This is a genomic window from Microbacterium salitolerans, assembly GCF_019720895.1.
GTDB lineage: Bacteria > Actinomycetota > Actinomycetes > Actinomycetales > Microbacteriaceae > Microbacterium.
The window spans coordinates 337,908-361,880 of the sequence record NZ_JAHKSH010000001.1 but is presented as its reverse complement, the minus strand read 5'-3'; the positions used below and the strand labels follow the sequence as shown (position 1 = coordinate 361,880).

At 70.8% G+C, this 23,973-nt stretch carries 19 protein-coding genes; 15 read left to right on the top strand and 4 right to left on the bottom strand.

All coding sequences use genetic code 11. From position 1 onward, the window contains the following. Positions 1–2: 2 nt before the first annotated feature. From KOL93_RS01605 to KOL93_RS01595, 3 genes are all read left to right on the top strand, one after another. The gene (locus tag KOL93_RS01605; protein ID WP_221583551.1) at positions 3–647 is read left to right on the top strand and encodes a DUF624 domain-containing protein; all 645 of its coding nucleotides are present in this window, start codon (positions 3–5) and stop codon (positions 645–647) included. A 90-nt stretch (positions 648–737) separates the two neighbouring features. Then, positions 738–2,753, top strand: coding sequence for a beta-galactosidase (locus KOL93_RS01600; protein WP_308291507.1), 2,016 nt, complete (start codon positions 738–740; stop codon positions 2,751–2,753). Between the two features lie 151 nt (positions 2,754–2,904). After that, entirely contained in the window at positions 2,905–3,489 is a 585-nt protein-coding gene (locus KOL93_RS01595) for a dihydrofolate reductase family protein (RefSeq protein ID WP_221583550.1), read from the top strand. A 13-nt stretch (positions 3,490–3,502) separates the two neighbouring features. Here KOL93_RS01595 and KOL93_RS01590 read toward each other — a convergent pair whose 3' ends face one another. Continuing rightward, entirely contained in the window at positions 3,503–5,053 is a 1,551-nt protein-coding gene (locus tag KOL93_RS01590; RefSeq protein WP_221583549.1) for a SulP family inorganic anion transporter, read from the bottom strand. Between the two features lie 181 nt (positions 5,054–5,234). Here KOL93_RS01590 and KOL93_RS01585 point away from each other — a divergent pair, with 181 nt between their 5' ends. Then, complete coding sequence (locus tag KOL93_RS01585) at positions 5,235–5,603, top strand: MerR family transcriptional regulator (RefSeq protein WP_221583548.1); 369 nt, start codon at positions 5,235–5,237, stop codon at positions 5,601–5,603. A 177-nt stretch (positions 5,604–5,780) separates the two neighbouring features. Here the strand turns inward: KOL93_RS01585 and KOL93_RS01580 are convergent, their stop codons facing one another. Continuing rightward, positions 5,781–8,039 carry a beta-galactosidase gene (locus KOL93_RS01580; RefSeq protein ID WP_221583547.1) on the bottom strand — a complete coding sequence of 753 codons (2,259 nt, stop codon included), beginning with the start codon at positions 8,037–8,039 and terminating at the stop codon, positions 5,781–5,783. Positions 8,040–8,195: 156 nt separating this feature from the next. On the opposite strand from KOL93_RS01580, the gene KOL93_RS01575 reads away from it, so the two are divergent. Next, entirely contained in the window at positions 8,196–8,351 is a 156-nt protein-coding gene (locus tag KOL93_RS01575; RefSeq protein ID WP_221583546.1) for a hypothetical protein, read from the top strand. Positions 8,352–8,355: 4 nt separating this feature from the next. Here KOL93_RS01575 and KOL93_RS01570 read toward each other — a convergent pair whose 3' ends face one another. Next, entirely contained in the window at positions 8,356–9,219 is an 864-nt protein-coding gene (locus KOL93_RS01570) for an AraC family transcriptional regulator (protein WP_221583545.1), read from the bottom strand. Between the two features lie 93 nt (positions 9,220–9,312). Between KOL93_RS01570 and KOL93_RS01565 the strand changes: the two genes are divergently transcribed. From KOL93_RS01565 to KOL93_RS01520, 10 genes are all read left to right on the top strand, one after another. Then, a complete protein-coding gene (locus KOL93_RS01565) occupies positions 9,313–12,534 on the top strand; it encodes a DUF5107 domain-containing protein (protein WP_221583544.1) in 3,222 nt (1,073 codons plus the stop codon). Continuing rightward, entirely contained in the window at positions 12,531–13,838 is a 1,308-nt protein-coding gene (locus KOL93_RS01560) for a cellulase-like family protein (protein WP_221583543.1), read from the top strand. Before KOL93_RS01565 ends, KOL93_RS01560 begins: the two co-directional genes overlap by 4 nt. A 384-nt stretch (positions 13,839–14,222) precedes the next feature. Continuing rightward, a complete protein-coding gene (locus tag KOL93_RS01555; RefSeq protein WP_221583542.1) occupies positions 14,223–15,350 on the top strand; it encodes a Gfo/Idh/MocA family protein in 1,128 nt (375 codons plus the stop codon). Positions 15,351–15,716: 366 nt separating this feature from the next. Beyond that, entirely contained in the window at positions 15,717–16,844 is a 1,128-nt protein-coding gene (locus KOL93_RS01550) for a Gfo/Idh/MocA family protein (protein WP_221583866.1), read from the top strand. A gap of 5 nt (positions 16,845–16,849) precedes the next feature. Beyond that, entirely contained in the window at positions 16,850–18,055 is a 1,206-nt protein-coding gene (locus KOL93_RS01545; protein WP_221583541.1) for a dihydrodipicolinate synthase family protein, read from the top strand. Further along, positions 18,052–18,942 carry a sugar phosphate isomerase/epimerase family protein gene (locus KOL93_RS01540; RefSeq protein WP_221583540.1) on the top strand — a complete coding sequence of 297 codons (891 nt, stop codon included), beginning with the start codon at positions 18,052–18,054 and terminating at the stop codon, positions 18,940–18,942. The genes KOL93_RS01545 and KOL93_RS01540 overlap by 4 nt, the downstream gene beginning before the upstream one ends. Then, a complete protein-coding gene (locus KOL93_RS01535; protein WP_221583539.1) occupies positions 18,939–19,979 on the top strand; it encodes a LacI family DNA-binding transcriptional regulator in 1,041 nt (346 codons plus the stop codon). The genes KOL93_RS01540 and KOL93_RS01535 overlap by 4 nt, the downstream gene beginning before the upstream one ends. A 455-nt stretch (positions 19,980–20,434) precedes the next feature. Further along, a complete protein-coding gene (locus KOL93_RS01530; RefSeq protein WP_221583538.1) occupies positions 20,435–21,304 on the top strand; it encodes an ABC transporter permease in 870 nt (289 codons plus the stop codon). A gap of 34 nt (positions 21,305–21,338) precedes the next feature. Continuing rightward, complete coding sequence (locus KOL93_RS01525; RefSeq protein ID WP_221583537.1) at positions 21,339–22,361, top strand: ABC transporter substrate-binding protein; 1,023 nt, start codon at positions 21,339–21,341, stop codon at positions 22,359–22,361. A 2-nt stretch (positions 22,362–22,363) separates the two neighbouring features. Then, the gene (locus KOL93_RS01520) at positions 22,364–23,167 is read left to right on the top strand and encodes an ABC transporter ATP-binding protein (RefSeq protein WP_221583536.1); all 804 of its coding nucleotides are present in this window, start codon (positions 22,364–22,366) and stop codon (positions 23,165–23,167) included. 53 nt (positions 23,168–23,220) lie between these two features. On the opposite strand, the gene KOL93_RS01515 is transcribed toward KOL93_RS01520, so the two are convergent. Next, a complete protein-coding gene (locus KOL93_RS01515) occupies positions 23,221–23,940 on the bottom strand; it encodes a GTP pyrophosphokinase (RefSeq protein WP_221583535.1) in 720 nt (239 codons plus the stop codon). Between the last annotated feature and the right edge of the window lie 33 nt (positions 23,941–23,973).

Genomic DNA, 23,973 nt, shown 5'->3' with positions numbered 1-23,973 from the left:
TCATGGCGACGAAGGCCGAACGCGCCGCCCGGCGCGACGCGCGCTCGGGCGCGGGCCCCACCCTCGACGAACCCGCCGGGAATCCCGGCGCCACGTCGTGGTTCGGTCTGCTCGGCGAGGCGCTCTATACGGGCGTCCTCGTCACGGCGTTCGGCCTTCTCGTCGTCACCCTCCCCGCCGCCCTGGCTGCGGGATCCCGCCACCTCCGCCGGTACGTGCGCGCCGAGGGATCCTCGTTCCGCTCGTTCTGGAACGACTTCCGGCGCGCCCTCCCTGGCGGGCTAGGCGTCGGCGCCGCGGCCGCCGTCATCGCGGCCGTCCTCGCGATCGACATCCTGCTCGCGGGATCCGGCGTCCTCCCCGGCGGATCCCTCGTCGCGGGTGCGGGCTGGACGCTCGCGGCCGTCGGCGCCGGCGCCCTGCTCGCGTCGGCGGGCCTCTGGACGCCGGGGTACGGATGGCTCCGCACGCTGCGCCTCCTCCCCGCGCACATCGCGCGCGACATCCCCGGCTTCCTCTACGTCGTCATCGCAGCCGCTTTCGTCGGCTTGGCGACGTGGATGCTCATCCCCCTCTTCGTTCCCGCGCTCGGGCTGGCGGCGCTCGCCACGGTGGCGATCCCCGCCCGTCCGCGTCGCGACCGCTGATCCCTCTTCTCGATATCCGCCGCACCCCACGGGGCGCTCCCGAGCGGACAAGATGACGGCCGCTTCCCGCCCCACCTGAAGGAGATCGCTGTGCTGTACGGCGCTGACTACAACCCCGACCAGTGGCCCGAGGACATCTGGCCCGACGACGTCGCGCTCATGCGCGAGGCGGGCGTCACCACCGTGAGCCTCGGCATCTTCTCGTGGTCGCGGATCCAGCCCGGCCCCGACGAGTGGGACTTCGCGTGGCTCGACCGCATCATCGACCTGCTGCACGCGGGCGGCATCGGCGTGAACCTCGCGACCGCGACGGCCTCGGCGCCGCCGTGGATGACGGCGGCGCATCCCGACATCCTCGCGGCCGACGAGAACGGCGCCCCGTACTGGCACGGATCCCGTCAGCACCACTCGCCGTCCTCCCCCACCTGGCGCCGCCTTGCATCGGAACTCGTGCGGCGCCTCGCCGAGCGCTACGGCGACCACCCGGGCGTCGTCATGTGGCACGTCGACAACGAGCTGGGCTGCCACCTCAACGAGGAGTTCTCCGACAGCGCGCGCGACGCGTTCCGACGCTGGCTGGCGGGCCGATACGGATCCGTCGAGCAGCTCAACGACGCGTGGGGCACGGGGTTCTGGTCGCAGCGGTACGCATCGCTCGAGGAGGTCTTCCCGCCGCGCAAGGCTCCGTTCATCCGCAATCCCTCGCAGGTCCTCGACTTCAAGCGCTTCATGTCGGACATGTGGCTCGAGGTCTACCTGATGCAACGGGACATCATCCGCCAGGCGGGCGCGACGCAGCCCATCTCGACGAACATGATGGGCGCGTTCCCACCCGCGAACTACGCGCAGTGGGCGCCGCACATCGACGTCATCACCGACGACTGCTACCCGGATCCGCTGGATCCGCAGCGCCCCCTCACCACCGCGTTCCAGCGCGATCTCGTGCGCTCGCTCAAGCGCGGCACCCCGTGGATCCTCATGGAGCAGGCGACCGACGCCGTCAACTGGCGTCCGACGAACCCGTCGAAGAAGCCGGGCCAGCTCGCCGCCGAGACGGCACAGTCGATCGGCCGCGGCGCCGACGGGATCATGTTCTTCCAGTGGCGCCAGTCGCGTGCGGGCGCCGAGAAGTTCCACTCGGCGATGGTGCCGCACGCCGGGACGCGCACGCGCACCTGGAACGAGACCGTCGCCCTCGGCGAGCGCCTCGCCGAGCTGCCCGCCCTCCCTGCGCCCGGCGACGACGCCCCCGTCGCCCTCGTGTTCGACTGGGAGAACTGGTGGGCCGTCGAGGGCGAGGGCCACCCGACGCGCCTCGACTACCTGCAGCTCGTGCGCGACTGGCACGGCGCGCTCGTGCGGCGCGGTGTCATGGTCGACATCGTGCCGCCCGAGAAGGTCGACGCGCGCTACCGGCTGGCGATCGCGCCGTTCCTGTACCTGCTGCGCTCCTCCGGGGCGGACGCCCTGCGCGCCTTCGTCGCGGGCGGCGGCGTGCTGGCGGCCGGTCCCTTCACCGACATCGTCGACGACAACGACCGCTTCCGCGACGGCGGCTTCCTCACGCAGCTCGGGCCCGTGCTCGGCGTCGCGTTCGAAGACTTCCGCGCGCTCGTGCCGCCCGCCCGCGAGCGCATCGCCGAGCGCGCCGGCGAGGAGGGGTCCGCCGCGGACGCCGCCGAGGACCCGCGCGCGTACGCCCGCTTCGCGGGGCGCGTCGCAGGCTCCGGCACGATCGTCGCCGAGTCCGTCTGGGCCGACGACGCCGAGGTGCTCGCGACCTTCGAGACCGGCCCCTCCGCCGGGCGCCCCGCCCTCACGCGTCGCGCGCACGGCGACGGATCCGCCTGGTACCTCGCGACGATGCCCGCCGATCTCGACGGCGTGCTCGACGCGCTGCTCGACGACGCGGGCGTCTCCGGCGAACTCGACCAGGTTCCCGCCGGGGTGGAGGTGGCCCGCCGCGGCGACCTCCTGACGCTCATCAACCACGGCGACGAGGCCGTCGAGGTGACGGCCCCCGGCACCGTGCTCGGCTCGGAGAATCCCTTCGGCACCCGCACGCTGGATCCGCAGGGCTTCGCGTTCGTTCGGGCGGTGCGCTGAGACACGGCGACATCGCTGAGAATCTCGCCCTGACGCGAGATCGTCCTTGTCTCCGCGCTTTCCCCCGTGTCTCGCAACGCGGGTCGGCGTCGCGGGCCGGGTGCCTTGTCGGCTCGGCATCCCCGGAGGAGGATCGAGCCCGGGAGGCATCATGACCGCGACTTACACCTTCGACGTGTTCTCAAGCCTCGACGGGTACGGATCCGTCGACGCGGAGGGCGACTGGGGCGGCTACTGGGGCAAGCAGGGCCCCGAGCTGCTCGATCATCGCCGCGCGCAGTTCGCCGACGCACAGCACATGGTCTTCGGCGCGAACACGTATCAGCAGTTCGCGTCGTTCCTGCGCATGGCCGACGAGCTGCCCGAGCTGCAGGATCCGTGGGTGCAGCGCATGACGCACATGCCCTTGACGGTCGTGTCGTCGACCCTCCCGGATCCGCTCGAGTGGCCCGGCGACGTGTCCGTCGAGGACGGCGATGCGGTCGGCGTCGTGCGTCGACTCAAGGAGACGTCCGACATCCCGCTGCGCTCGCACGGCAGCCTCACGCTCAACCGGACGCTCCTGAACGCGGGGCTCGTGGACCGGCTGCAGGTGACGGTCTTCCCCGTCCTCACCGGGCGCACGGGCGCGGCGCCGGTGCTGCGGGGCGCCGACGACTTCGACCTCGAGCTCCTCGAGACCCGCACGCTCGACGGGCGCACGCAGGAGCTCGTCTACCGCCCCACCCTGCACTGAGACGCGCTCGAGGTCAGTGGCCGGATCCGAGCCCGCCGGAGAGGCGTCGGTGGATGTCGCCGGACTCGTCCTCGATCCCCTCGATGACGACGTGCTTGTCCTGGTGCTCGTACTTGGTCACGACGGCGTCGAGCGCCGCCACCGTCGAGGCATCCCACACGTGCGACTCGGACATGTCGATGACGACGCGCTCCGGGTCGTCCGCGTACTCGAACTGCGTGGTGAGGTCGTTGCTCGAGGCGAAGAAGAGCTCGCCGCGCACCGTGTAGGTGGCCGTGGGGACCTCCGCGTCCTCGTCCACGACGCGCGTGACGGTCACGAGGTGGGCGACGCGGCGCGCGAACATCACCATCGCCGTCAGCACGCCGAGCACGACGCCGATCGCGAGGTTGTCGGTGGCGACGGTGCCGATCACCGTGATGATCATGACGGCGGTCTCGCTCTTCGGCATGATCTTCAGCGTCGCCGGGCGGATGCTGTGCCAGTCGAACGTCAAGTACGACACGATGATCATGACCGCGACGAGCGCCGCCATCGGGATGATCGCGATGACGTCCCCGAGGGCGACGACGAGGATCAGCAGGAACACGCCCGCGAGGAACGTCGAGATGCGCGTGCGCGCACCCGAGGCCTTCACGTTGATCATCGTCTGGCCGATCATGGCGCAGCCGCCCATGCCGCCGAACAGGCCCGAGAGCACGTTGGCGATGCCCTGACCGACGGCCTCACGCGGCTTGCGCGAGTGCGTGTCGGTGATGTCGTCGACGAGCTTCGCCGTCATGAGCGACTCGAGCAGGCCGACGACCGCGACGGCGAGCGCGAAGGGGGCGATGATCTGCAGCGTCTCGAACGTGAAGGGCACGTCGGGGATGAAGAGCATCGGGAGGCTGTCGGGCAGGTCGCCCTGGTCGCCGACCGTCGGCACGTCGATGCCGAAGGCCACGACGACGGCGGTGAGGACGACGATCGCGATGAGCGGGGCCGGGATCGCCTTGATGATCTTGGGCGCCACGAAGAGGATCACGAGTCCGGCGACGACGAGCGGATACACCATCCACGGCACGCCGTGCCAGGTCCAGTCGTGATTGTCGAGACCGAGCTGCGGCATCTGCGACAGGAAGATGAGGATCGCCAGCGCATTGACGAACCCGACCATGACGGACCGCGGAATGAAGCGCATGAGCTTCGCGACGCCGACGGCGCCGAGCACGACCTGGATGAGGCCGCCGAGCAGGACTGTCGCGATGAGGTAGTCGAGCCCGTATTCGCGGGCGACGGGTGCGACGACGAGGGCGATAGCGCCCGTCGCCGCCGTGATCATCGCGGGACGTCCGCCCACGAAGGCGATCGCGACCGCCATGATGAACGACGAGAAGAGCCCGACCCGCGGATCCACGCCGGCGATGATCGAGAACGCGATCGCCTCGGGGATGAGGGCGACCGCGACGACGAGGCCGGCGAGCACCTCGCGCGTGAGGATGCGCGGGCTCCTGATCGCCTGCATCACCGTCGGCTCGATGCGGTAGCGGGACGCGGGATCCTTCGCGGGGGTGACCGTGGTCATGCGACTCCTTGGCATGGTGGCAGGGACATAGACGGGAATCTCCGGGCGCACCATCGCGCGGATCGCCGACACAGGTCGACACGGAAGAATGAGGGGACGGTTCAGAGCGAACCGCGCCAAGCCTACCGTAACGTAAGGGTAGGGTTCAACGCTCCTCCACGCCCGTTCGAGGGAGACCGCCATGACGAAAACCACGATGATGCACATCGGCGAGCTGGCCGAGCGCACGGGGCTCTCGCTGCGGACGATCCGGCACTACGACGAAGTCGGACTCGTCAAGCCCTCCGGACGCTCCGACGGCGGCTACCGCGAGTACAGCGAGAGCGATCTCGACCGCCTCATGCTGATCCGCCGCATGAAGCCGCTGGGGTACAGCCTCGAGCAGATGGCCGAGCTGCTCGAGGTGATCGACGCGCGCACCGGCGTGCACGCCGCCGACGCCGACGAGGCGCTCGAACGCTTCCGCGCCGATGCGGCCGACCGCCGCGAGAAGCTCGCGACGCAGCTGACGATGGCCGACGAGTTCATCGCGGAGCTCCGCGCGCGCTGACGCGGTGCGGGCAGGGTCGCGGGCGTCACCCGAACGGCGACGCGCCGAGATCCGCGCCTTCAGGTGACGCGAACGGCCCCTCATCGACGGGCGAAGGGTCGCGGGCGTCACCTCAGTGACGTGCCCTCCGGCAGCGAAAGGGCGTGCTGTGGCCGCTCAGGGGAATCCCGGGTCCCGTCAGCGCACCTCGCGCACACGCTCGACACGGATCCGCGCACGGCGGACCCTCAGGACCGGATCGTCTCCGGCGGGCCGGACACGCGGGTCGACGTGGATGCCGGCGGCGGGGTTCCAGGCACAGGCTCGGACGCACAGCCCCGACCTCACCACCTCGTCCCGGTACGGCAGGAGGTCGATCTCGAGCGAGCGCCCGGACCAGAACTGGTCGGCGATCAGGAAGTCTCCCGCATACACGCGCATCGCGTCGCCGACCCAGTCGATCTCGAGCACGGCGCGATGCGCCCCGACGAACGCGTCGTCCGGCACGCCGATGCGCACCGGATCGAGCGCCGCGAAATCACGGTCACCCGGGGCGGACAGACGCGCGGCGCCGCCCCCGGTCCGCACGGGCGCCGTGTCGCGACGAGAGAACGGCGGCACGTCCAACGCCGTATCCGGAGCGTCGGCCGCCGGCACCCGATACGCGCGGAAGACGGATCCGTCGGCGGGCATCTCCTCCAGCTCTCCTCCCTCGAGCGCCGGCCACACCCGGATCACCGCATCGCTCTCAGGCAGGACGACGTGGAATCCGCCATCGAACCACGCGGACCCCGGCCAGAGGACGACGCGCGTGCGCCCGTCGATCTCACCCTTCCAGAGCGCCGCGGCGGACGCGTCGTCGAGGAACACGAACGTGGTGTCGCGGACGCGGACCTCGCACGCGAGGCCCGGAGCCGCGTCCGGCGTCGCGAGGATCCCGTCGGCGACGGGCGAGGTCGTCGCGCCGCGCACCTCGTGCGCGGCGACGCCCTCCAGCTGGAGCCGCACGGGCACCTCGTCGGCGGCACGGAGGAACACCACGGGCCCCTCGGGCCCCTCGATCTCCGTGATCGGCTGCGCCGTCGCGGTCACGGCCGTCAGACCACCGAGCCGCTGGCGGACGGGCCAGACGGCCGACGCCCCCGCCGGGAGGGTGAACGGCTCGGGCGGCACCCGCACCGTCCGGTCGTCGAGCTCGACGTCGAACTGCACACCGTCGACGGCCGTCAGCGGCTCCGCCGCCGGCTGGTGATTGCCGACGAACAGCCACGCGCGCTCGCCGTCACCGCGGACCGACCAGCGCACGGGATCCTGCGCGGGCACGACCGCGCGACACGGCACGATCGTCTGTCCGTACTCCGCGAGCAGGAGGTGCTGCAGACGCAGCGCGTGGAAGTGCGGCCGCTGCTGCCCGTCGGATCCGAGGGGCGCGAAGAAGTCGTAGTCGAGGACGGGGACGTCGTTGGGGTATCCGGTCGCCTGGGATTCCTGCGTCGTCGACAGCTCCCCCACGACGTGACGGCCGCCGTGGAACAGGTAGTACCCCTGCCACGCGGATCCGCTCCCGATCTTCGTCAGTCCGAGCGCGGTGACGTCCTCCGCGTCGACGAGCGGTCGCCGATGGTAGGCGACCGTCATGCCGCCGCCCAGCTCGCAGGTCGCGAAGGGCCAGGGATCCGCTCCCCCACCAGCTGCCGCGTCCGGCAGCGGGGTCGCGCGCAGGTCGGCGCCGACCGTGAGGTCGTCGCGCACATTGCTGAAGACGAAGTGCGCGCGCCCGAACGCGGGCCAGCCGGTCGCCGACTCCTCCCAGAATCCGTCGGAGTACCCCGCGTAGACCGGCAGCACGTCGCCGGAGGGAAGCGCCGCACCGCCCCACCCCGTCGCCGTCCACAGCGGAGCCCGGATCCCGAGCTCCTCCGCCATCAGGCGCAGCGTCCGCACGTGACCGGCCTGGTCGTAGATCTCGTTCTCGACCTGGACGCCGACGATCGGCCCGCCGTCCTCGCGGAGGAGCCCGCGCAGCTGCTGGGCGATCTCGCGGAACCACGGGCGCACGACGGCGAGGTACGCCGGGTCGTCGGTGCGATGTGCGACTGGGAGCGCCTGCAGCCAGTCGGGGAAGCCGCCATTGCGGGTCTCGCCGTGCGCCCACGGGCCGATGCGCACGACGACGTCGAGCCCCACCTCGCGCGCCGTCTCGACGAACCGGCGCAGATCGAGCGCCCCCTCCCACCGCACCCGTCCCCGGCGCTCCTCGTGCAGGATCCACAGGACATACGTCGCGACGACGGTCACGCCGCCGGACCGCATCTTCGCCAGCTCCTCACGCCAGCGCTCGGGCCGGTCGCGGCTGAAGTGATACTCGCCCATGACGGGGATCCAGGGCGCTCCTCCGCGGGCGAGGTGCGTCTCGAACACCTCGATGCGGTCTGCTGCCCCCTCAGGTTCGCCCATGTCGAGGGGCGAGATGCGAGGGGGAGACCCGCGGGTCACGCGGCATGTCAGCGGGCTATCGAGGCGGCGGCGAGGGGGCACGGAGGTCACGAAGGGGCACGATACGCGGGGACGGCGGCCGGCGCAGAGAATCGATCGCGAACCAGCGTTTCGTCCATGCACAGCCGCGATCCGGCTATGTGCCCGCGCACGGGAGGTCGTTGCACCGCCTGCACCGGCGCCGCGGTCTCAGCGCTCGTGCTCGCGATCCTCATGATCAGCCTCCAGCGCTTCTGGCGCGCCGACCTCACCGCGGGGGCGAGCAAGGGGTGAGCCCTCACCCCTTGCGGTGCTCGCGATACGCCCGCGGGCTCACGCCGTGCATGCGTCGGAACTGGCGCGAGAAGTAGAACGGGTCGGGGCGGCCCACGAGGCGACCGACCTCGGCGACGGGCAGGTCGGTCGTATCGAGCAGCACCCGCGCGCGGGCCATCTTGAGTGCGTTGTGGTGGGCGAGCACCCCGCCGCCCGTCGCGTGGCGGAACAGCGCCGCCAGGTGCGACGGCGAGACGCCGACGAGGGCGGCGAGCTCGGAGACCTGCACCTGCCCGTCGACGCGATCCTCGAGGTAGCGCAGGGCGCGCTCCAGCGGCGTGCCCTCCTGGGGGTGCGCGTGATCGACGGCCAGCTGCGTGAACAGGTGCCACGCGAGCCCGGCGGTCGCCGTCAGGCGGGCGGGGGTCGTGCCCGCCTCGAGTGAGACGGCGATCTCGTCGAGCAGCGCCGTCGCCCGGTCCGGCGAGCGCAGCGAGATCGTGCGGTTCCCGGCGCGATTTCCCGCAGCGGCGACGAGTTCGGGCACGTCGGAGCCGCGCACGTGACACCACCAGATCGTCCAGGGATCCTCGTCGTCGGATCCGTAGGAATGCGGCACGCCGCCGGGCAGGACGATCGCGCGCCCGGATCCGATCCGCTGGCGGGCGCCGTCGGCGTCGAGCCAGCCGGTGCCCGATGCGCACACGATCACGATCGTCTCCTCGGCGCCCTGCGGACGATGCCTGCCGTGCTGGCGCGCGTGAGGGAACCACCCCGCGTCGGTCACGAGGATGCGCCGGGTGACGGGTCGCTCGAGCGCGGCGGCGACGAGCGGGCGCGGGACGACGCTGAGCCGCTGCCGATCGAACCCGTCTGCGCGCTCCATCCGCTCATCGTCCCACATGGCATCATCGATTCGTCCATGTCTGGCACGACTTCGCCCATGGCACGGGCGACGGCGCGTTCGTAGCGTGTTCAGGTGACCGACACACCGCTCCGCAGCGAGATCCACCTCCCCGACGCCCCCGCCGACCAAGCGCAGATCCTCGCCGACGGCGGGGTCGCCTGCTGGAGCGAGCCCGTGACGATCGACACGTACGACGCCGGCGATCCGGATCCGTATCCCCTGTTCCTTCACCGCCGCGTGTACCAGGGCTCGAGCGGACGGATCTACCCTCTCCCCATGGTCGACAGCGTCTCGCACGCGAAGCGCCCGCGCCGCTGGAAGGCGATCCATCTCGAGAACGCCTACGTGCGTCTGATGCTGCTCCCGGAGATCGGCGGACGCATCCACATCGGCTACGACAAGGTCGCCGGCGAGGACTTCCTCTACCGGAACAACGTGATCAAGCCGGCGCTCGTGGGGCTGGCCGGGCCGTGGATCTCGGGCGGCATCGAGTTCAACTGGCCACAGCACCATCGCCCCGGCACCTTCCTTCCCGTGCCGACGCGCATCGTCCGCGACGACAACGGATCCGTCGTCGTGTGGCACAGCGATCTCGATCCGCTCCAGCGCATGCGCGGAACGCACGGCGTGCGTCTGCGTCCCCGGTCCTCGGCGATCGAACTCGATGTCGCGCTGCACAACCGCACGGACGTGACGCAGACGTTCCTGTGGTGGGCGAACGTCGCCGCACCCGCGCACGAGCGGTATCAGTCGTTCTTCCCCGACGACGTCCGGTACGTCGCCGATCACGCCCGCCGTGCGATCACCGCCTTCCCGCACGCCGACCGCCCCTACTACGGCGTGGACTATCCCGCCCTCGCGCGCGAGAGCGCGGGCGCCGACCGCATCGACTTCGTCAGCCGCCTCCCGGTGCCCTCGTCGTACATGATCACCGACACCGACGACGAGTTCTTCGGCGGCTACGACCACGACAGAGACGCCGGCTTCGTGCACTGGGCCGACCGCTCCGTCTCTCCGGGCAAGAAGCAGTGGACCTGGGGCGACGGCGCGATCGGGCGCGCGTGGGACGCCCAGCTCACCGATGACGACGGGCCGTACGTCGAGCTCATGGCGGGCGTCTTCACCGACAATCAGCCCGACTTCAGCTGGCTCCTGCCCGGCGAGACGAAGCGATTCCGACAGCTCTGGTTCCCGATCCACGCCACGGGTCCGGTCCGTCAGGCCGCGCCCGAGGGGGCGATCGGAGTCCGCGCCGACGACGACGGACTTCGCATCACCGCGATCTCCACCCGCCCGATGCCCGGTGCCGTCGTCGAAGTGCTGCGAGACGGTGAGCCGCTCGCGCGCTGGACACATGATCTCGCTCCGGACGCCGTCCTGTCCGAGCGGATCGACGCGGACGGCGAAGACGGCCTCACCGTGACGCTCCGCCATCGCGGCGCGGAGATCGTCCGCTGGGTCGCGCGCGAGGTGCGCCCCGCCGAGCCGTGGGTGGCCACCGCTCCCGCCGAGCCCGCGCAGATCCCGTCCGCGGACGAGCTGCACATCACGGCGACGCACCTCGAGCAGTATCGTCACCCCTCCCGCTCCCCCGTGCCCTACCTGCGCGAGGCGCTGCGCCGCGATCCCGAGGACCCGCGGGCGTCCCGCGCACTCGGCGCGTGGCACCTCCGCCGCGGCGAGTACGCCGAGGCCAGAGCCTGCCTCGAAACCGCCGTCTCGCGCGAGATGCGGCGCAATCTCAACCCGCGCGACGGCGAGGCCTGCTACCTCCTGGCGCTCGTCTGCGAGCGACAGGGCGACCTCGACGCCGCGGACCGCTGGTTCGGCAAGGCGGCATGGAGCGCCGCCTGGGCTGCACCCGCACGCCTCGGCCGCGCCCGGATCGCTCTGCGCGAGGGCCGCGCCGCGGCCGCCGCCGCGCTCGCGGAGGAGGCCCGAGGGATTCCCGAAGCGGCGCGGATCGCGCTGATCGCCGCGGGCCCCTCCCCGGATGCCGTGCAGCGCGCGTTCGACCAGGATCCCCTGGATCCTGCGCTGGCCGCGTGGGTCGGCGAGACCGCAGTCGACGCACGCGCTCTCCTCGACGTCGGCGCGGAGTTCGCGCGCCTCGGCGCGGTCGACACGGCCCTCGCCGTCACCGACATGGACGTGACCGGTCCGCCCGCTGCCGGGCTCGCCGGTCCGATCCGCGCCTACCTGCGCGCGCACTGGCGCGCCGCGATCGGCGACGACCGCGGCGCGCGGGCCGAACGGCGCGTCGCGCGCGAGGCGGATCCCACGCTCGCCTTCCCCGCCGGTCTCGACCAGTACGACGCACTCCAGTCGGCACACGACGCCGACCCCGGCGACCCGGTCGCGGCGTCGCTCCTCGGCATGTGGCTGCTCGACGCGGGACGGACGGACGACGCGCTCCGTGCGCTCCAAGATGCCTGTGCCGCCGGCGGCGCGGATCCCGTGACCTGGCGCAATCTCGCGATCGCGCGCGCTGAATGCGGAGACGTCGACGGCGCGGATGCCGCGTACGCGCGGGCCCTGGGGATCCGCCCCGACGCCCGTCTGCTCTTCGAGCGCGATGTCCTGGCCGCGGGACGCGGTGTCGGCTCGGCCGATCGTCTCGCCCTTCTCGAGGAGCACGAGGACGCGCTCGCAGCCCGCGACGACCTCGCGGTCCGCCACATAGAGCTCCTCCTCGACGCGGGGCGCGTCGAGGACGCCGAACGCGTTCTCGCGACCCGGGCGTTCCGCCCCTTCGAGGGCGGCGAGGGCCGCGTCATCGCCGCCTTCGACCGCGCGCAGTGCGCCCGTGCCGCGCATCTGATGGACTCCGACCCGGTCGAGGCCGCCGCGCTCCTCGAAGCCGGGATCGAGCCGCCGTCGTCGCTCGGCGAGGGGCGCCATCCGGCGGACGTGCCCGTCGAGCGATTCGTCCGGCTCGGCGACGCACGGATGGCGGCGGGCGAGCGCGATCCTGCTCGAGACGCCTGGTGGCGAGCCGTCGCCAGGACGCCCCTGGCCGTCGACCCGCGCCCGGCCGGCGCGCACACCTTCTGGGAAGGCGTCGCCCATCTCCGCCTCGGGGAGGGAGACGCGTCCGCCGCCGCGTGGGAGCGGCTGACGCGCCGGGCAGCGGACCTGCGCGGCGCGGGCGACGCGGTCGACCACTTCGAGACCTCGCACCCCGAGCTCGCGCCGTTCACGGCTGACACGGCTCTGACTCGCTCGCGCCGCGCCGCCGAGCTCGACGAACTCGCGGCGCGCGGGCGCGCGCTGCAGGAAGGACGGAACGCATGACGGATCGCTACCTGGGGGCGGGCGCCGCGGCGTCCCCCGATCTCGGCCCCACCGGCGCGGTGCCGACCCATCTGCCGAGCCGGCTCGCCATCACGCTCTGGGACTTCTCCTGGTACACGCAGGCCGGCCCCGGGCAGCCGTATGCCGATCTCGACGCGGCCGTCGCCGACGCCGCCTCCCTCGGCTACAACGCGATCCGCATCTGCGCCGCGCCGCTCCTGCTCGGGGGCGCGCTCGGACTCGATGAGCTGGCCGAGGACCTGCCCATCGAGGGACTGGGATCCGCGCCGAACGGCGGCCACTACGGCGAGCGCACCCGCTGGTACGACGCCCCTGGCGGGTTCCGCGTCGATCTGCGCGACCGCCTGGATCGTCTCTTCCGCGCGGCGCGACGTCACGACATGGTGATCGTCCTGGCGAGCTGGGAGTATCAGCAGTCGCCGGCGTTCTGTGCGGATCCGCGGTGGTTCGAGGCGATCGACGCCGTCCCGCTTGCGGACCGCTACGACGTCCTGGCCGATGCCTGGACGGATCTGCTCCGCTGGCTGACCGCGCACGGGCATCGCGACCGCATCGCGCTGGTCGAGCTGCACAACGAGGTCGACTTCTCGATCCTGCCGGACATCGCGGGCGCCGCCGGGCGCGCCGCCGTCCGCCGCTTGAGAGATGCTCACCCCGACCTGTTCGTAACCGCGAGCTACGGAAAGCCGCCGCACCTCGCGATGCATCAGGTTCCGGCCGAGCTCGGCGCCGCGCAGTTCCACGTGTACAGCTACGGCGTTCTCGACGAACTGCAGAAGCGCATCGACATCCGCTCGGAGGGGACCGAGGGCTTCCCGAACAGCGCCCTCCGCTCCCTGCTGCGCGCGGACGCGCCGACCTTCGCCGAGTACGGCAGGCCAGCCGCGTGGAAGCTGCGCGCCACCGTCGTGACTGACCAGATGGTGTACGGATACGACTGGGTGGATCCGCATGCCTGGGACACCTGGCTCGACGCGCATTACCCCGAGTTCGCGGCCGTCATGCACCGCGAGATCGAGTCGCGCGTCATCGCCATCGCCGAGTGGGCGCGCTGGCGCGAGGTGCCCGCGGTGATCGGCGAGGGCTGGGTCGGCTACACGCCCCTCCTCGGAACCTTCGAGGAGGGCGACACGGGGCGAGCCCTCGCCGAGCACGGGATCCGCACGGCTCTGGAGCGCGGCGTCTGGGGCGTCGTCCTGTCGTCGAACGCCGCACCCCACCATCCCCTGTGGCAGCAGCGCGACTGGCAGACACAGATGAACGCCGAGATCCTGTCGGCCTGACGCGGATCCGCGGGGCACGCACCCCGCGGATCCGCCCTCACGTCACGCAAACGACCCTTCAGCACGCCCGGAGCGGTCGCGAGCGTCATCTGAAACGCGCGCGTCGCCAGCGGCTCACCGCACGCGGCGGAGTGTGAGGCGCGCGGTGCCCGGAGCGCGAGCGGTCCTCGCGCCTGCGCCCGACGCGCGTCGGCGGGCTCTCAGCCCCGTGCGGTGAATGCTCCGAGACGCGGGGAAATCGCCGAGAATCCCGATATCGGGCGGAATCATCCGCGTCTCAGCGCAATCTCCGTGTCTCGGAGCACCCCTGGGGATCCGGGCGTCCTGATATCGTGCCGGGAAGCGCTTTCCCGCACCGAGCGCCGACACGCCACGAGGAGTCCCATGATCCGCGCCGCCATCATCGGCACGGGAGCGATCACGCTCACCGAGCACCTGCCCGCCCTCACCGCGGATCCGCGCATCGAGATCGTCGCCGTGTGCGACATCGACGGCGAGAAGGCGCGCGCCGTCGCGGACGAGCACGGGATCCCCTCCTCCTACAGCTCGTCCGACGAGCTGCTCGCCGCCGAGCGACCCGACCTCGTCGCGATCGCGACGCCTCCCGGCGCGCACCGCGACCAGGTCATCGCCGCCCTCGACGCGGGCGCGTGGGTCTGGTGCGAGAAGCCGCCCATGCTGTCGCTCGCTGACTACGACGCGGTCGCCGCGCACGAGGGAGAGAACGGCCCCTACGTCAGCTACATCTTCCAGCAGCGATTCGGCGCGACGGCCGACCGCCTGCGCCGCCACGTCGATGAGGGGACCCTCGGGCGCCCGCTCGTCGTCACGTGCGACACGCTCTGGTACCGGGGCGACGACTACTTCGCCGCCCCGTGGCGTGCGAAGTGGGCGACCGAGGGCGGTGGCCCCACGATGGGCCACGGGATCCACCAGACCGACATGGTGCTCTCGATCCTCGGCGACTGGTCCGAGGTCACGGCCGCGATGGGCCGCCTCGGCCGCGACACCGAGACCGAGGACGTCTCGTTCGCGATCGTGCGCTTCGCGAACGGCGCCATGATGTCCGTCGCGAACAGCCTCCTGTCCCCGCGTGAGACGAGTTCCGTGCGCTTCGACTTCGAGCGCGCGACCGTCGAGCTCGAGCACCTGTACGGCTACACCAACGACGACTGGACGTGGACACCCGCGACCGGCGTCACCCCTGCTGAGGCGGCGACCTGGCCGGCCGAACCCGAGGACGGACGCCGCGCCCACGCGCTGCACCTCGCGCACATGCTCGACGCGTACGAGCGGGGCGAGCGCCCCCGCGTCAGCGGCGCCGACGGTCGACGCTCCCTCGAACTCGCTGCCGGCATGTACAAGTCAGCCCTCACGGGTCGAGCCGTCTCTCGCGAGGAGCTCGCCCCCGGCGATCCGTTCTACGACGCGATGTGCGGCGCGGATCCTGCCGACGCGACCGCACGGATCCGCCGCGGCACCCTCCGCGCCAGCCTCGACGACGCGCGCTGAGCCGCGGAGCATTCCCCGACAGCACCCCGGATCCACCGGTATCACCCGCGCGCCGGGTCATCACCAGCGCCTCAGCACGGGCGCGGGCCGAGGACGGGCCAGGATCCACCACAATCCCCCGCACGCCAGCGCATCATCAGCGTCTCAGCGCACGGATCCGCCCCGCTCCGCTTCCGCGGACACGCGCCGTCCCGCCGGCCTCCCACTCACCAGGACGGAATGCCCGGAGAACGCTTGCCCACCGGATCCGTTCGTGGCACACTCGTGGGACCGGAAAGCGTTTACCCGCTGAGAACCACCCGACGAGAGCAAGGAAGCATCATCGTGACCGACACGACCCCCGCCGTCCGCGAGATCGGCATCATCATGAACGGCGCCTCCGGGCGCATGGGCTACCGCCAGCACCTCGTGCGCTCGATCCTCGCGATCCGCGACGCGGGCGGCTTCGAGCTGTCCGACGGCACCAAGGTCACCGTGCGTCCCCTGCTCGTCGGCCGCAACGAGGCGAAGCTCGCCGAGATCGCCGCCGAGCACGGCATCGAGGACTACACGACCGATCTCGACGCGGCCCTCGCCGACCCCAAGTGGGAGATCTACGGCGACTTCCTCGTCACGAAGGCGCGCGCGACGGCCCTCAAGAAGGCGATCGCCGCCGGCAAGACCATCTACACCGAGAAGCCGACGGCCGAGTCGCTCGAGGAATCGCTCGAGATCGCGAAGCTCGCGAAGGAGGCCGGCGTCAAGGCCGGCGTCGTTCACGACAAGCTCTACCTCCCGGGTCTCCAGAAGCTGAAGCGCCTCATCGACTCCGGCTTCTTCGGACGCATCCTCTCGGTGCGCGGCGAGTTCGGCTACTGGGTCTTCGAGGGCGACTGGCAGCCCGCGCAGCGCCCCAGCTGGAACTACCGCGCCGAAGACGGCGGCGGCATCATCGTCGACATGTTCCCCCACTGGAACTACGTGCTCGAGAACCTCTTCGGATCCGTCCAGAGCGTGTACGCGAAGGCCGCGACGCACATCCCGGAGCGCTGGGATGAGCAGGGCGAGAAGTACACCGCGACGGCCGAGGACGCCGCGTACGGCGTGTTCGAGCTCGAGGGCGGCGCCGTCGCGCAGATCAACTCGAGCTGGACGACGCGCGTGAACCGCGACGAGCTCGTCGAGTTCCACGTCGACGGCACGCACGGCTCCGCCGTCGTCGGCCTGTTCGGCGCCAAGATCCAGGAGCGCAACGCGACCCCGAAGCCGGTCTGGAACCCCGACCTCGAGGACACGCTCGACTACGACGCGACGTGGCAGAACGTGCCCACGAACGAGGTCTTCCTCAACGGATTCCGCCAGCAGTGGCAGGACTTCCTGACGAGCTACGTCGAGGGCACCGACTACGAGTTCGATCTGCTCGCCGGCGCGCGCGGCATGCAGCTGGCCCAGGCGGGCCTCGAGTCCGACCGCTCCGGCAGCAAGGTCTCGCTGCCCGAGCTCTCGCTGGACTGATCACGATGAGCGACAGCCTCACCCTGATCGGGGCGGACGGATCCCTCACGAAGGCCGATCTGAACGCCGCCCCCGCGTTCGAGAAGCCCGCGGACGGGCTGCGGTCGCGCGTCGCGTTCGCCGCGGCGCACGTCACGCCCATCGCCTGGGCAGACAACACCCCGGGCCAGCCGGCCGAGATCGACTGGGATTCGACGCTCGGCTTCCGCCGCGCCGTCTACTCCTGGGGCCTCGGCGTCGCCGATGCGATGGACACGGCGCAGCGCAACATGGGCATCGACGCCTCCGCCGTGCGCGAGCTCATCGCCCGCAGCGCCGAGGTCGCGCGCGAGGAGGGCGGATCCGTCGCGGTCGGCGTCAACACCGACCACATCGACGACGAGATCATCTCCCTCGAGCAGATCATCGACGGCTACAAGAGCCAGCTGCACCACGCGGAGGAGCACGGGGCGATCCCCGTGTTCATGGCGAGCCGCCACCTGGCGCGCGTCGCGACCTCCGCCGACGACTACCGCCGCGTCTACCGCGCCGTGCTCGGCGCGGCCACGACGCCCGTCGTCCTGCACTGGCTCGGCACGGCGTTCGACCCGCAGCTCGAGGGCTACTTCGGATCCACCGACTGGCGCGAGGCCTCGCAGGTCGTCGTCGACATCATCGGCGAGGATCCGTCGAAGGTCTCCGGCATCAAGATGAGCCTCCTCGACGCGGCCGCCGAGGTGTCGGTGCGCGAGCGCCTCCCCGAGGGCGTGCGCATGTACACGGGCGACGACTACAACTACGTCGGGCTCATCGGAGGCGCCGACGTGCCGCAGGCCGAGCAGCCGGCGCGCGCCGCCGACACGGACCGCACGCACTCTGACGCGCTACTCGGCGCGTTCGCCGCGATCACGCCGGTGGCGTCGGCCGCCATCCAGGCGCTCGATGCGGGCGACGCAGACCGCTACTACGAGCTGCTCGCGCCGACCGAGGCCCTCAGCCGTCAGGTCTTCGCGCAGCCGACGTTCTACTACAAGACGGGCGTGGCGTTCCTTGCGTGGCTCAACGGGCACCAGTCCGCCTTCCAGATGGTCGGCGGTCTGCACTCGGCGCGCAGCCTGCCGCACCTCAGCCGCATCGTCGAGCTCGCCAACGCCGCGCACGCGCTCGAGAACCCCGACCTCGCGGCGCAGCGCTGGCGCGACCACCTGCGCCTGAACGGAGTGGACGCATGACGACCCCGCACCCCCGCCTGTCGATCAATCAGGCGACGATCAAGTACACGACGGTCGCACAGGCGATCGACGTCACGACGGCCGCCGGCGTCGGCGCGATCGGCCTCTGGCGCGAGCAGGTGCAGGAGGCCGGGCTCGATGAGTCGGTCAAGATGATCGCCGACTCGGGCCTGCGGTACTCGACGCACTGCCGCGGCGGCTGGTTCACCGCCGAGGAGGGCCCCGAACGCGTGGCCGCCCTCGACGACAACCGGGTCGCGATCGACGAGACGGCCGCCCTCGCGGCCGCGGGCGCCGAGGGCTCGAAGGCGGCGCTCGTCATCGTCGTCGGCGGGTTGCCGGAAGGATCCCGCGACCTCGTCGGCGCGCGCGAGCGCGTCCGTGACGCCGTCGCGCAGCTCGCTCCGCACGCCGAGGCGTCGGGCGTGCAGCTCGCGCTCGAGCCCCTGCACCCGATGTACTGCAGCGACCGCGCCGTGCTGTCGACGCTCGACCAGGCCCTCGACATCGCGGGCGACTTCGCCCCCGAGGTCGTCGGTGTGACGGTCGACACGTTCCACCTCTGGTGGGATCCGCAGATCCTCGACAAGATCGCCCGCGCCGGCCGCGAGGGCCGCATCTCGTCGTACCAGGTGTGCGACTGGAAGACGCCGCTCGAGGCCGACAACCTCCTGTCGCGCCACTACCCCGGCGACGGCATGATCGACTTCGCGGACATGACCCGCGCCGTCGAGGCCGCGGGATACACGGGCGACGTCGAGGTCGAGCTGCTCAACCAGGCGATCTGGGACACGGATCCCGCCGAGGCCGTGCGCCGCACGATCGACGGGTTCGACGCGGCGGTTGCGCCGTATCTCACCGGCGCGCCGGTATCGTCGCGAGCATGACGAACGCGCCTGCCTCCCGCACGACGACGCGTGCCGCAACGCTTCACGACGTCGCGCGGGAGGCGGGCGTATCCCTCGCCACCGCCTCCCGGGTCCTCAACGGATCCACCCGCAAGGTCGCCGACGCGTATCGCGAGCGCGTCGAGAAGGCCGCCGCCGAGCTCGGCTACTCGGCGAATCTCTCCGCGCAGGCCACCGCGCGCGGCACGTCCGCGACGCTCGCCCTGCTCGTCGCAGACATCGCCGACCCCTACTTCTCACAGATCGCGTCGGGCGTCGCCCGCGCGGCCGACGATGACCGCCTCGTCGTCACGATGGGCCTCACGGGCCGCGAGCCCGAACGCGAAGCCCAGCTCGTGCAGTCTCTGCGCGGCCAGCGCCCCCGCGGCATCGTGCTCGCCGCGTCGCGCCAGTCGGCCTCGCACAGCGACACTCTCACGAGCGCGCTGCGCGACCTCGACACCGCCGGCGGGCGCGTCGTCACACTCGGTTCTCCCGCCGAAGGCGTGCCCTCGCGCACGGTCTCGTTCGACAATCACGGCGGCACGCGCGAGCTCGCGCAGACGCTCGTCGGCCTCGGCTACCGCGACGCGATCGTCATCGCCGCCGCGGACGGCATCGTCACGAGCGACTCCCGCGTCGACGGCTTCCTCGACGGATTCGCGTCGGCCGGCGGCCACCGCCCCGAGGTGCTGCGCGGATCCTTCTCCCGCGACTCCGGCTACCGACTCATGTCCGAGGCGCTCGCGGGCGGCATCGAGCCCGGCACCGTCGTCTTCGGCATCTCGGACGTCGTCGCCTTCGGCATCATGTCGGCCATCCGCGACGCGGGCCGCGAGGTCGGCCCCGACATCGCCGTCGCCGGCTTCGGCGACATCGATGCGGGCCGCGACATCGTCCCCTCGCTCACGACCGCGCACGCGCCCCTCGAGGAGCTCGGCAGGCTGGCCGTGACGGCCGTGCTCGCCGACCAGTGGGAGGATCCGGCTCCCTTGCCTGTCGACATCATCGTGCGCGACAGCACCCCGCGCCGGTAGGGCGCATTAGGCGGATCCGACCGTTCCGTGCCGCTGGTCATCCGCCGAGACAGGCGCGGATCCGCGGGAATCACCCGCGGGCCAGAGCATCGCCAGCGGGTCGGGACGCCCGATCCGGGTCAGGCGTCGATCGCGCCGCCGAACGCGGGCGGGGTGATCTCGCGGGGCGCCGGGGCCGGGACACTGCACGCCCCGAGCGACCGGGCTCTCGTCGCAGCACGAGCGACGTGGCCCGAATCGCCAGGATTCCGGCCCTGGGCACCTGCTCAGCGCACGGATCCATCACGCACTCGGGGCGCAGATCACCCCTTCGTCGGTGGCAGTGTGTCCTGCGCCGCGCCGAGCGATCTTGACAAATCATCCGGCTCGATGGTTACGTTCTGACCCGGGATAGCGTTTTCCCATATCGAGTCCGCACCGCCGCGGATCCGACTTCACGACGATGTGGAACACCAATGAGCACGCAGACTTCGCACAACGCCGGCGCGACCGAGACCCTGGCGACGACAGCCGCCCGAGCGACGAAGCACACCCCCGCACTCGTCCGATGGTGGCTCAACAGCTGGCACCCGATCGTCTTCCTCGCGATCGTCATCATCGCCTGGTGGATCGCCACCGAATCGGGAGCCGTCGCTCCCTACATCCTTCCGTCCCCGAGTGACACGTGGGCGGCCTTTGCCGACAACACCGCCTACCTCATGGACCACACGTGGGTGACGACGTACGAGACGCTCATCGGCTTCGTGATCGCCGTCGTCATCGGCGTTCTGGTCGCCGTGGTCATGGTCTACTCGAGCGGTCTCGAGAAGACGCTGTATCCGATCATCCTGTTTGCGCAGGTCATTCCGAAGATCGCCATCGCTCCGCTGTTCATCGTGTGGCTCGGCTTCGGCGCCGGCCCGAAGATCCTCGTCGCGGTGCTCATGGCCTTCTTCCCCGTCGTCATCTCGGCGCTCTCCGGACTCCGCTCCGTCGACCCCGAGATCCTGCAGCTGACCTCGACGATGGGCGCAGGCCGCATCAAGACCTTCCTGAAGGTGCGCCTGCCGGCCGCGCTGCCCGAGCTTCTGAGCGGTCTCAAGGTCGCCGCAACCCTCGCCGTGACGGGCGCAGTCGTCGGCGAGTTCGTCGGCGCAAACGAGGGGCTGGGATACGTCATCCTGCAGGCGAACGGCAATCTCGACACCGCGATGCTCTTCGCCGCCCTCATCATCATGTCGCTCATGGGGGTCCTGCTGTTCGCGGCCATCCAGATCGCCGAACGCTTCCTCATCCCCTGGCATGCCTCGCGCCGCGGAACCGGATCCACGACCGTCAGCGCCTGACCCACCACACCCACCATCGAAGGAGATGGATCACATGAACACCAGTACACGACGCCTCGCCCCTCTCGCCATCGCCGGGATCGGCGCCCTGGCTCTCGCCGGATGCTCGGGCTCCTCGGACGACGCCGGCGGCAGCGACGGCGGCGCGCAGTCCGTCACGCTGATGCTGAATTGGTACCCCTACGGCGAGCACGCCCCGTTCTATTACGGCGTCGAGGAAGGGATCTTCGAGGAGCACGGCATCGACCTCCAGATCGAAGCCGGGCAGGGCTCCACCAAGACAGCACAGGCAGTCGGCCAGGAACAGGTCGACTTCGGCTGGGCGGACAGCCCCGCCGTCATGGCGAACGTCGACAAGGGCGTCGGGATCCAGAGCGTCGGCGTGTTCCTTCAGACCACTCCGTCTGCGGTGCAGGTGTACGCAGACTCGGGCATCGAGGAGCCTGCTGACCTCGAGGGCACGACCATCGCCGTCTCAGCCGGCGACGCCCCCACGACGACCTTCCCGCTGTACCTCGAAGCCGTCGGGCTCGACGAGTCCGACGTACAGCAGCAGAATCTCGACCCGGCTGGCAAGGTCGCGGCCATGCTGTCCGAGAAGGTCGACGGACTGATCGGATTCGCGCACGACCAAGGGCCGACGATCGCTGCGGAGAGCGGTCGCGACATGACATACCTTCGGTACTCCGACGCGGGGCTCAACTTCTACAGCAATGGGCTCATCGCGCCGACCTCGACGATCGAGTCGGACCCCGAGCTCGTCGACGCCCTCGTGCAGGCGACATCGGAGGCGTTCCAGGCCGCTGCCGAGGATCCCGCTGCCGCGGTTGCGGCGATGGATGGCAAGGATCCGCAGATGCCCGACGCCGAGGTGCTGCAGGGGCAGTGGGAGGAGACGATGAAGCTTCTCGAGACGGAGGCCACCGCGGGCGAAGTGCCCGGTACGAACGCGACCGCGGACTGGGAGGCCACGATCGAGGTGCTCTCCGGCGCGGGTCTCACGGCCGAGGGCGAGAGCGTCGACACCTACTTCAACGACGAATTCCAGCCGGAGTGACCATGACTGCTCTCACCATCGACAGCGCCCGCGCCACGTCTGCTGTCGCGATCGACGACGTCGACATCACCTTCGCCTCCAAGCGCAGCCGCGTCGCGGCGCTGCAGAACGTGTCCCTGCACGTCGAGGCCGGCGAGTTCGTCACGATCGCCGGGCCTTCGGGCTGCGGGAAGTCGACGCTGCTCAAGGCTGTCGCAGGCCTCACTCTGCCGAGCAGCGGCACGGTTCAGCTGCGCGGCCAGACTGTCTCAGGGCCGCGTCAGGACATCGGATACGTCTTCCAGCGCGCCGCTCTGCTCGAATGGCGCAGCGTGCGAGGAAACATCCTTCTCCAGGCAGAGATGCGCGGGATGGATGCAACGGCCGCGCGGCGTCGCACCGACGAGCTCATCGAGATGACAGGGCTCTCGGGCTTCGAGAAAGCACTTCCATACGAGCTCTCGGGTGGAATGCAGCAGCGTGTGTCGCTCTGTCGTGCACTTCTGCACGAACCCGGTGTCCTGCTCATGGACGAACCGTTCGGCGCGCTCGACGCGCTCACACGCGAGAAGATGAACCTCGAGCTGAACCGGATCTGGGCCGAGACCGGGATCACGGTCCTCCTCGTGACCCACTCGGTCGCCGAGGCCGTCTATCTCGCGAGTCGCGTCGTCGTCATGAGCCCGCGCCCTGGGCGGATCGTCGAGGAGCACACGGTCGATCTCCCGAAGCGCCGCGACTACGCGGCGACACTCGAGGACCCGGAGTTCCACCGCGTGTCGTCCCGGGTGCGGACGCTGTTGGGCGCCGCAGGTTCCGAGGAATGACCACCTGAGGCGGAGACGGGACCTCTGGGCCTCGTCTCCGCCTCAGATCGGCGTCACGCGATGTGTGTGGCACCCCCGCCGGTGATCTCGCGGGGCGCCGGGGCCGGGGTGCTCGTCTCGGCCTCATCGGTGCCGCGGATCTCGCGGTGCAGGCGCTCCATCTTCTTGTCGAGGTCGGCCGCCGTGTGCGCCGCGTCGCGTAGCTCGTCGAGCAGATGCTGCGGGACCCGCTTGTCGTACTTGTAGTAGATCTTGTGCTCGAGGCTCGCCCAGAAATCCATCGCGATCGTCCGGAACTGCACCTCGACCGGCACGTGCACCCTGCCGCGCGGCAGGAACACCGGCACCTCCACCACCGCGTGCAGGCTCTTGTAGCCGTTCGCCTTCGGCGAGGCGATGTAGTCCTCGACCTCGAGGATCCGCACGTCGTCTTGGCCGCACAGCAGTTCGAACAGCCGGTAGGCATCGCTCACGAAGCTGCACGTCACGCGCACACCCGCGATGTCGGTGATACTCGCCCGAATCGCGGGGAAGGTCGGCGTGATCGCCTTACGCTCGATCTTCGCGATGATCGAATCGACGCTCTTCACCCGGCTCGACAGATGCTCGATCGGGTTGTACGCATGCTGGTGCTCGAAGTCGTCGCGCAGGATCTCGAGCTTCGTCTCGATCTCGCGCATACCGAACCGGTACTCGTTGAGGAACGTCTGCATGTCGTCCCGCAGTTCACGAGCCAGAGCGAGCACGCGGTCGTCGAGCTGAACCGAAGTCATGTGATGAGCCTATTCGCGTGGCCTGCACGAGGA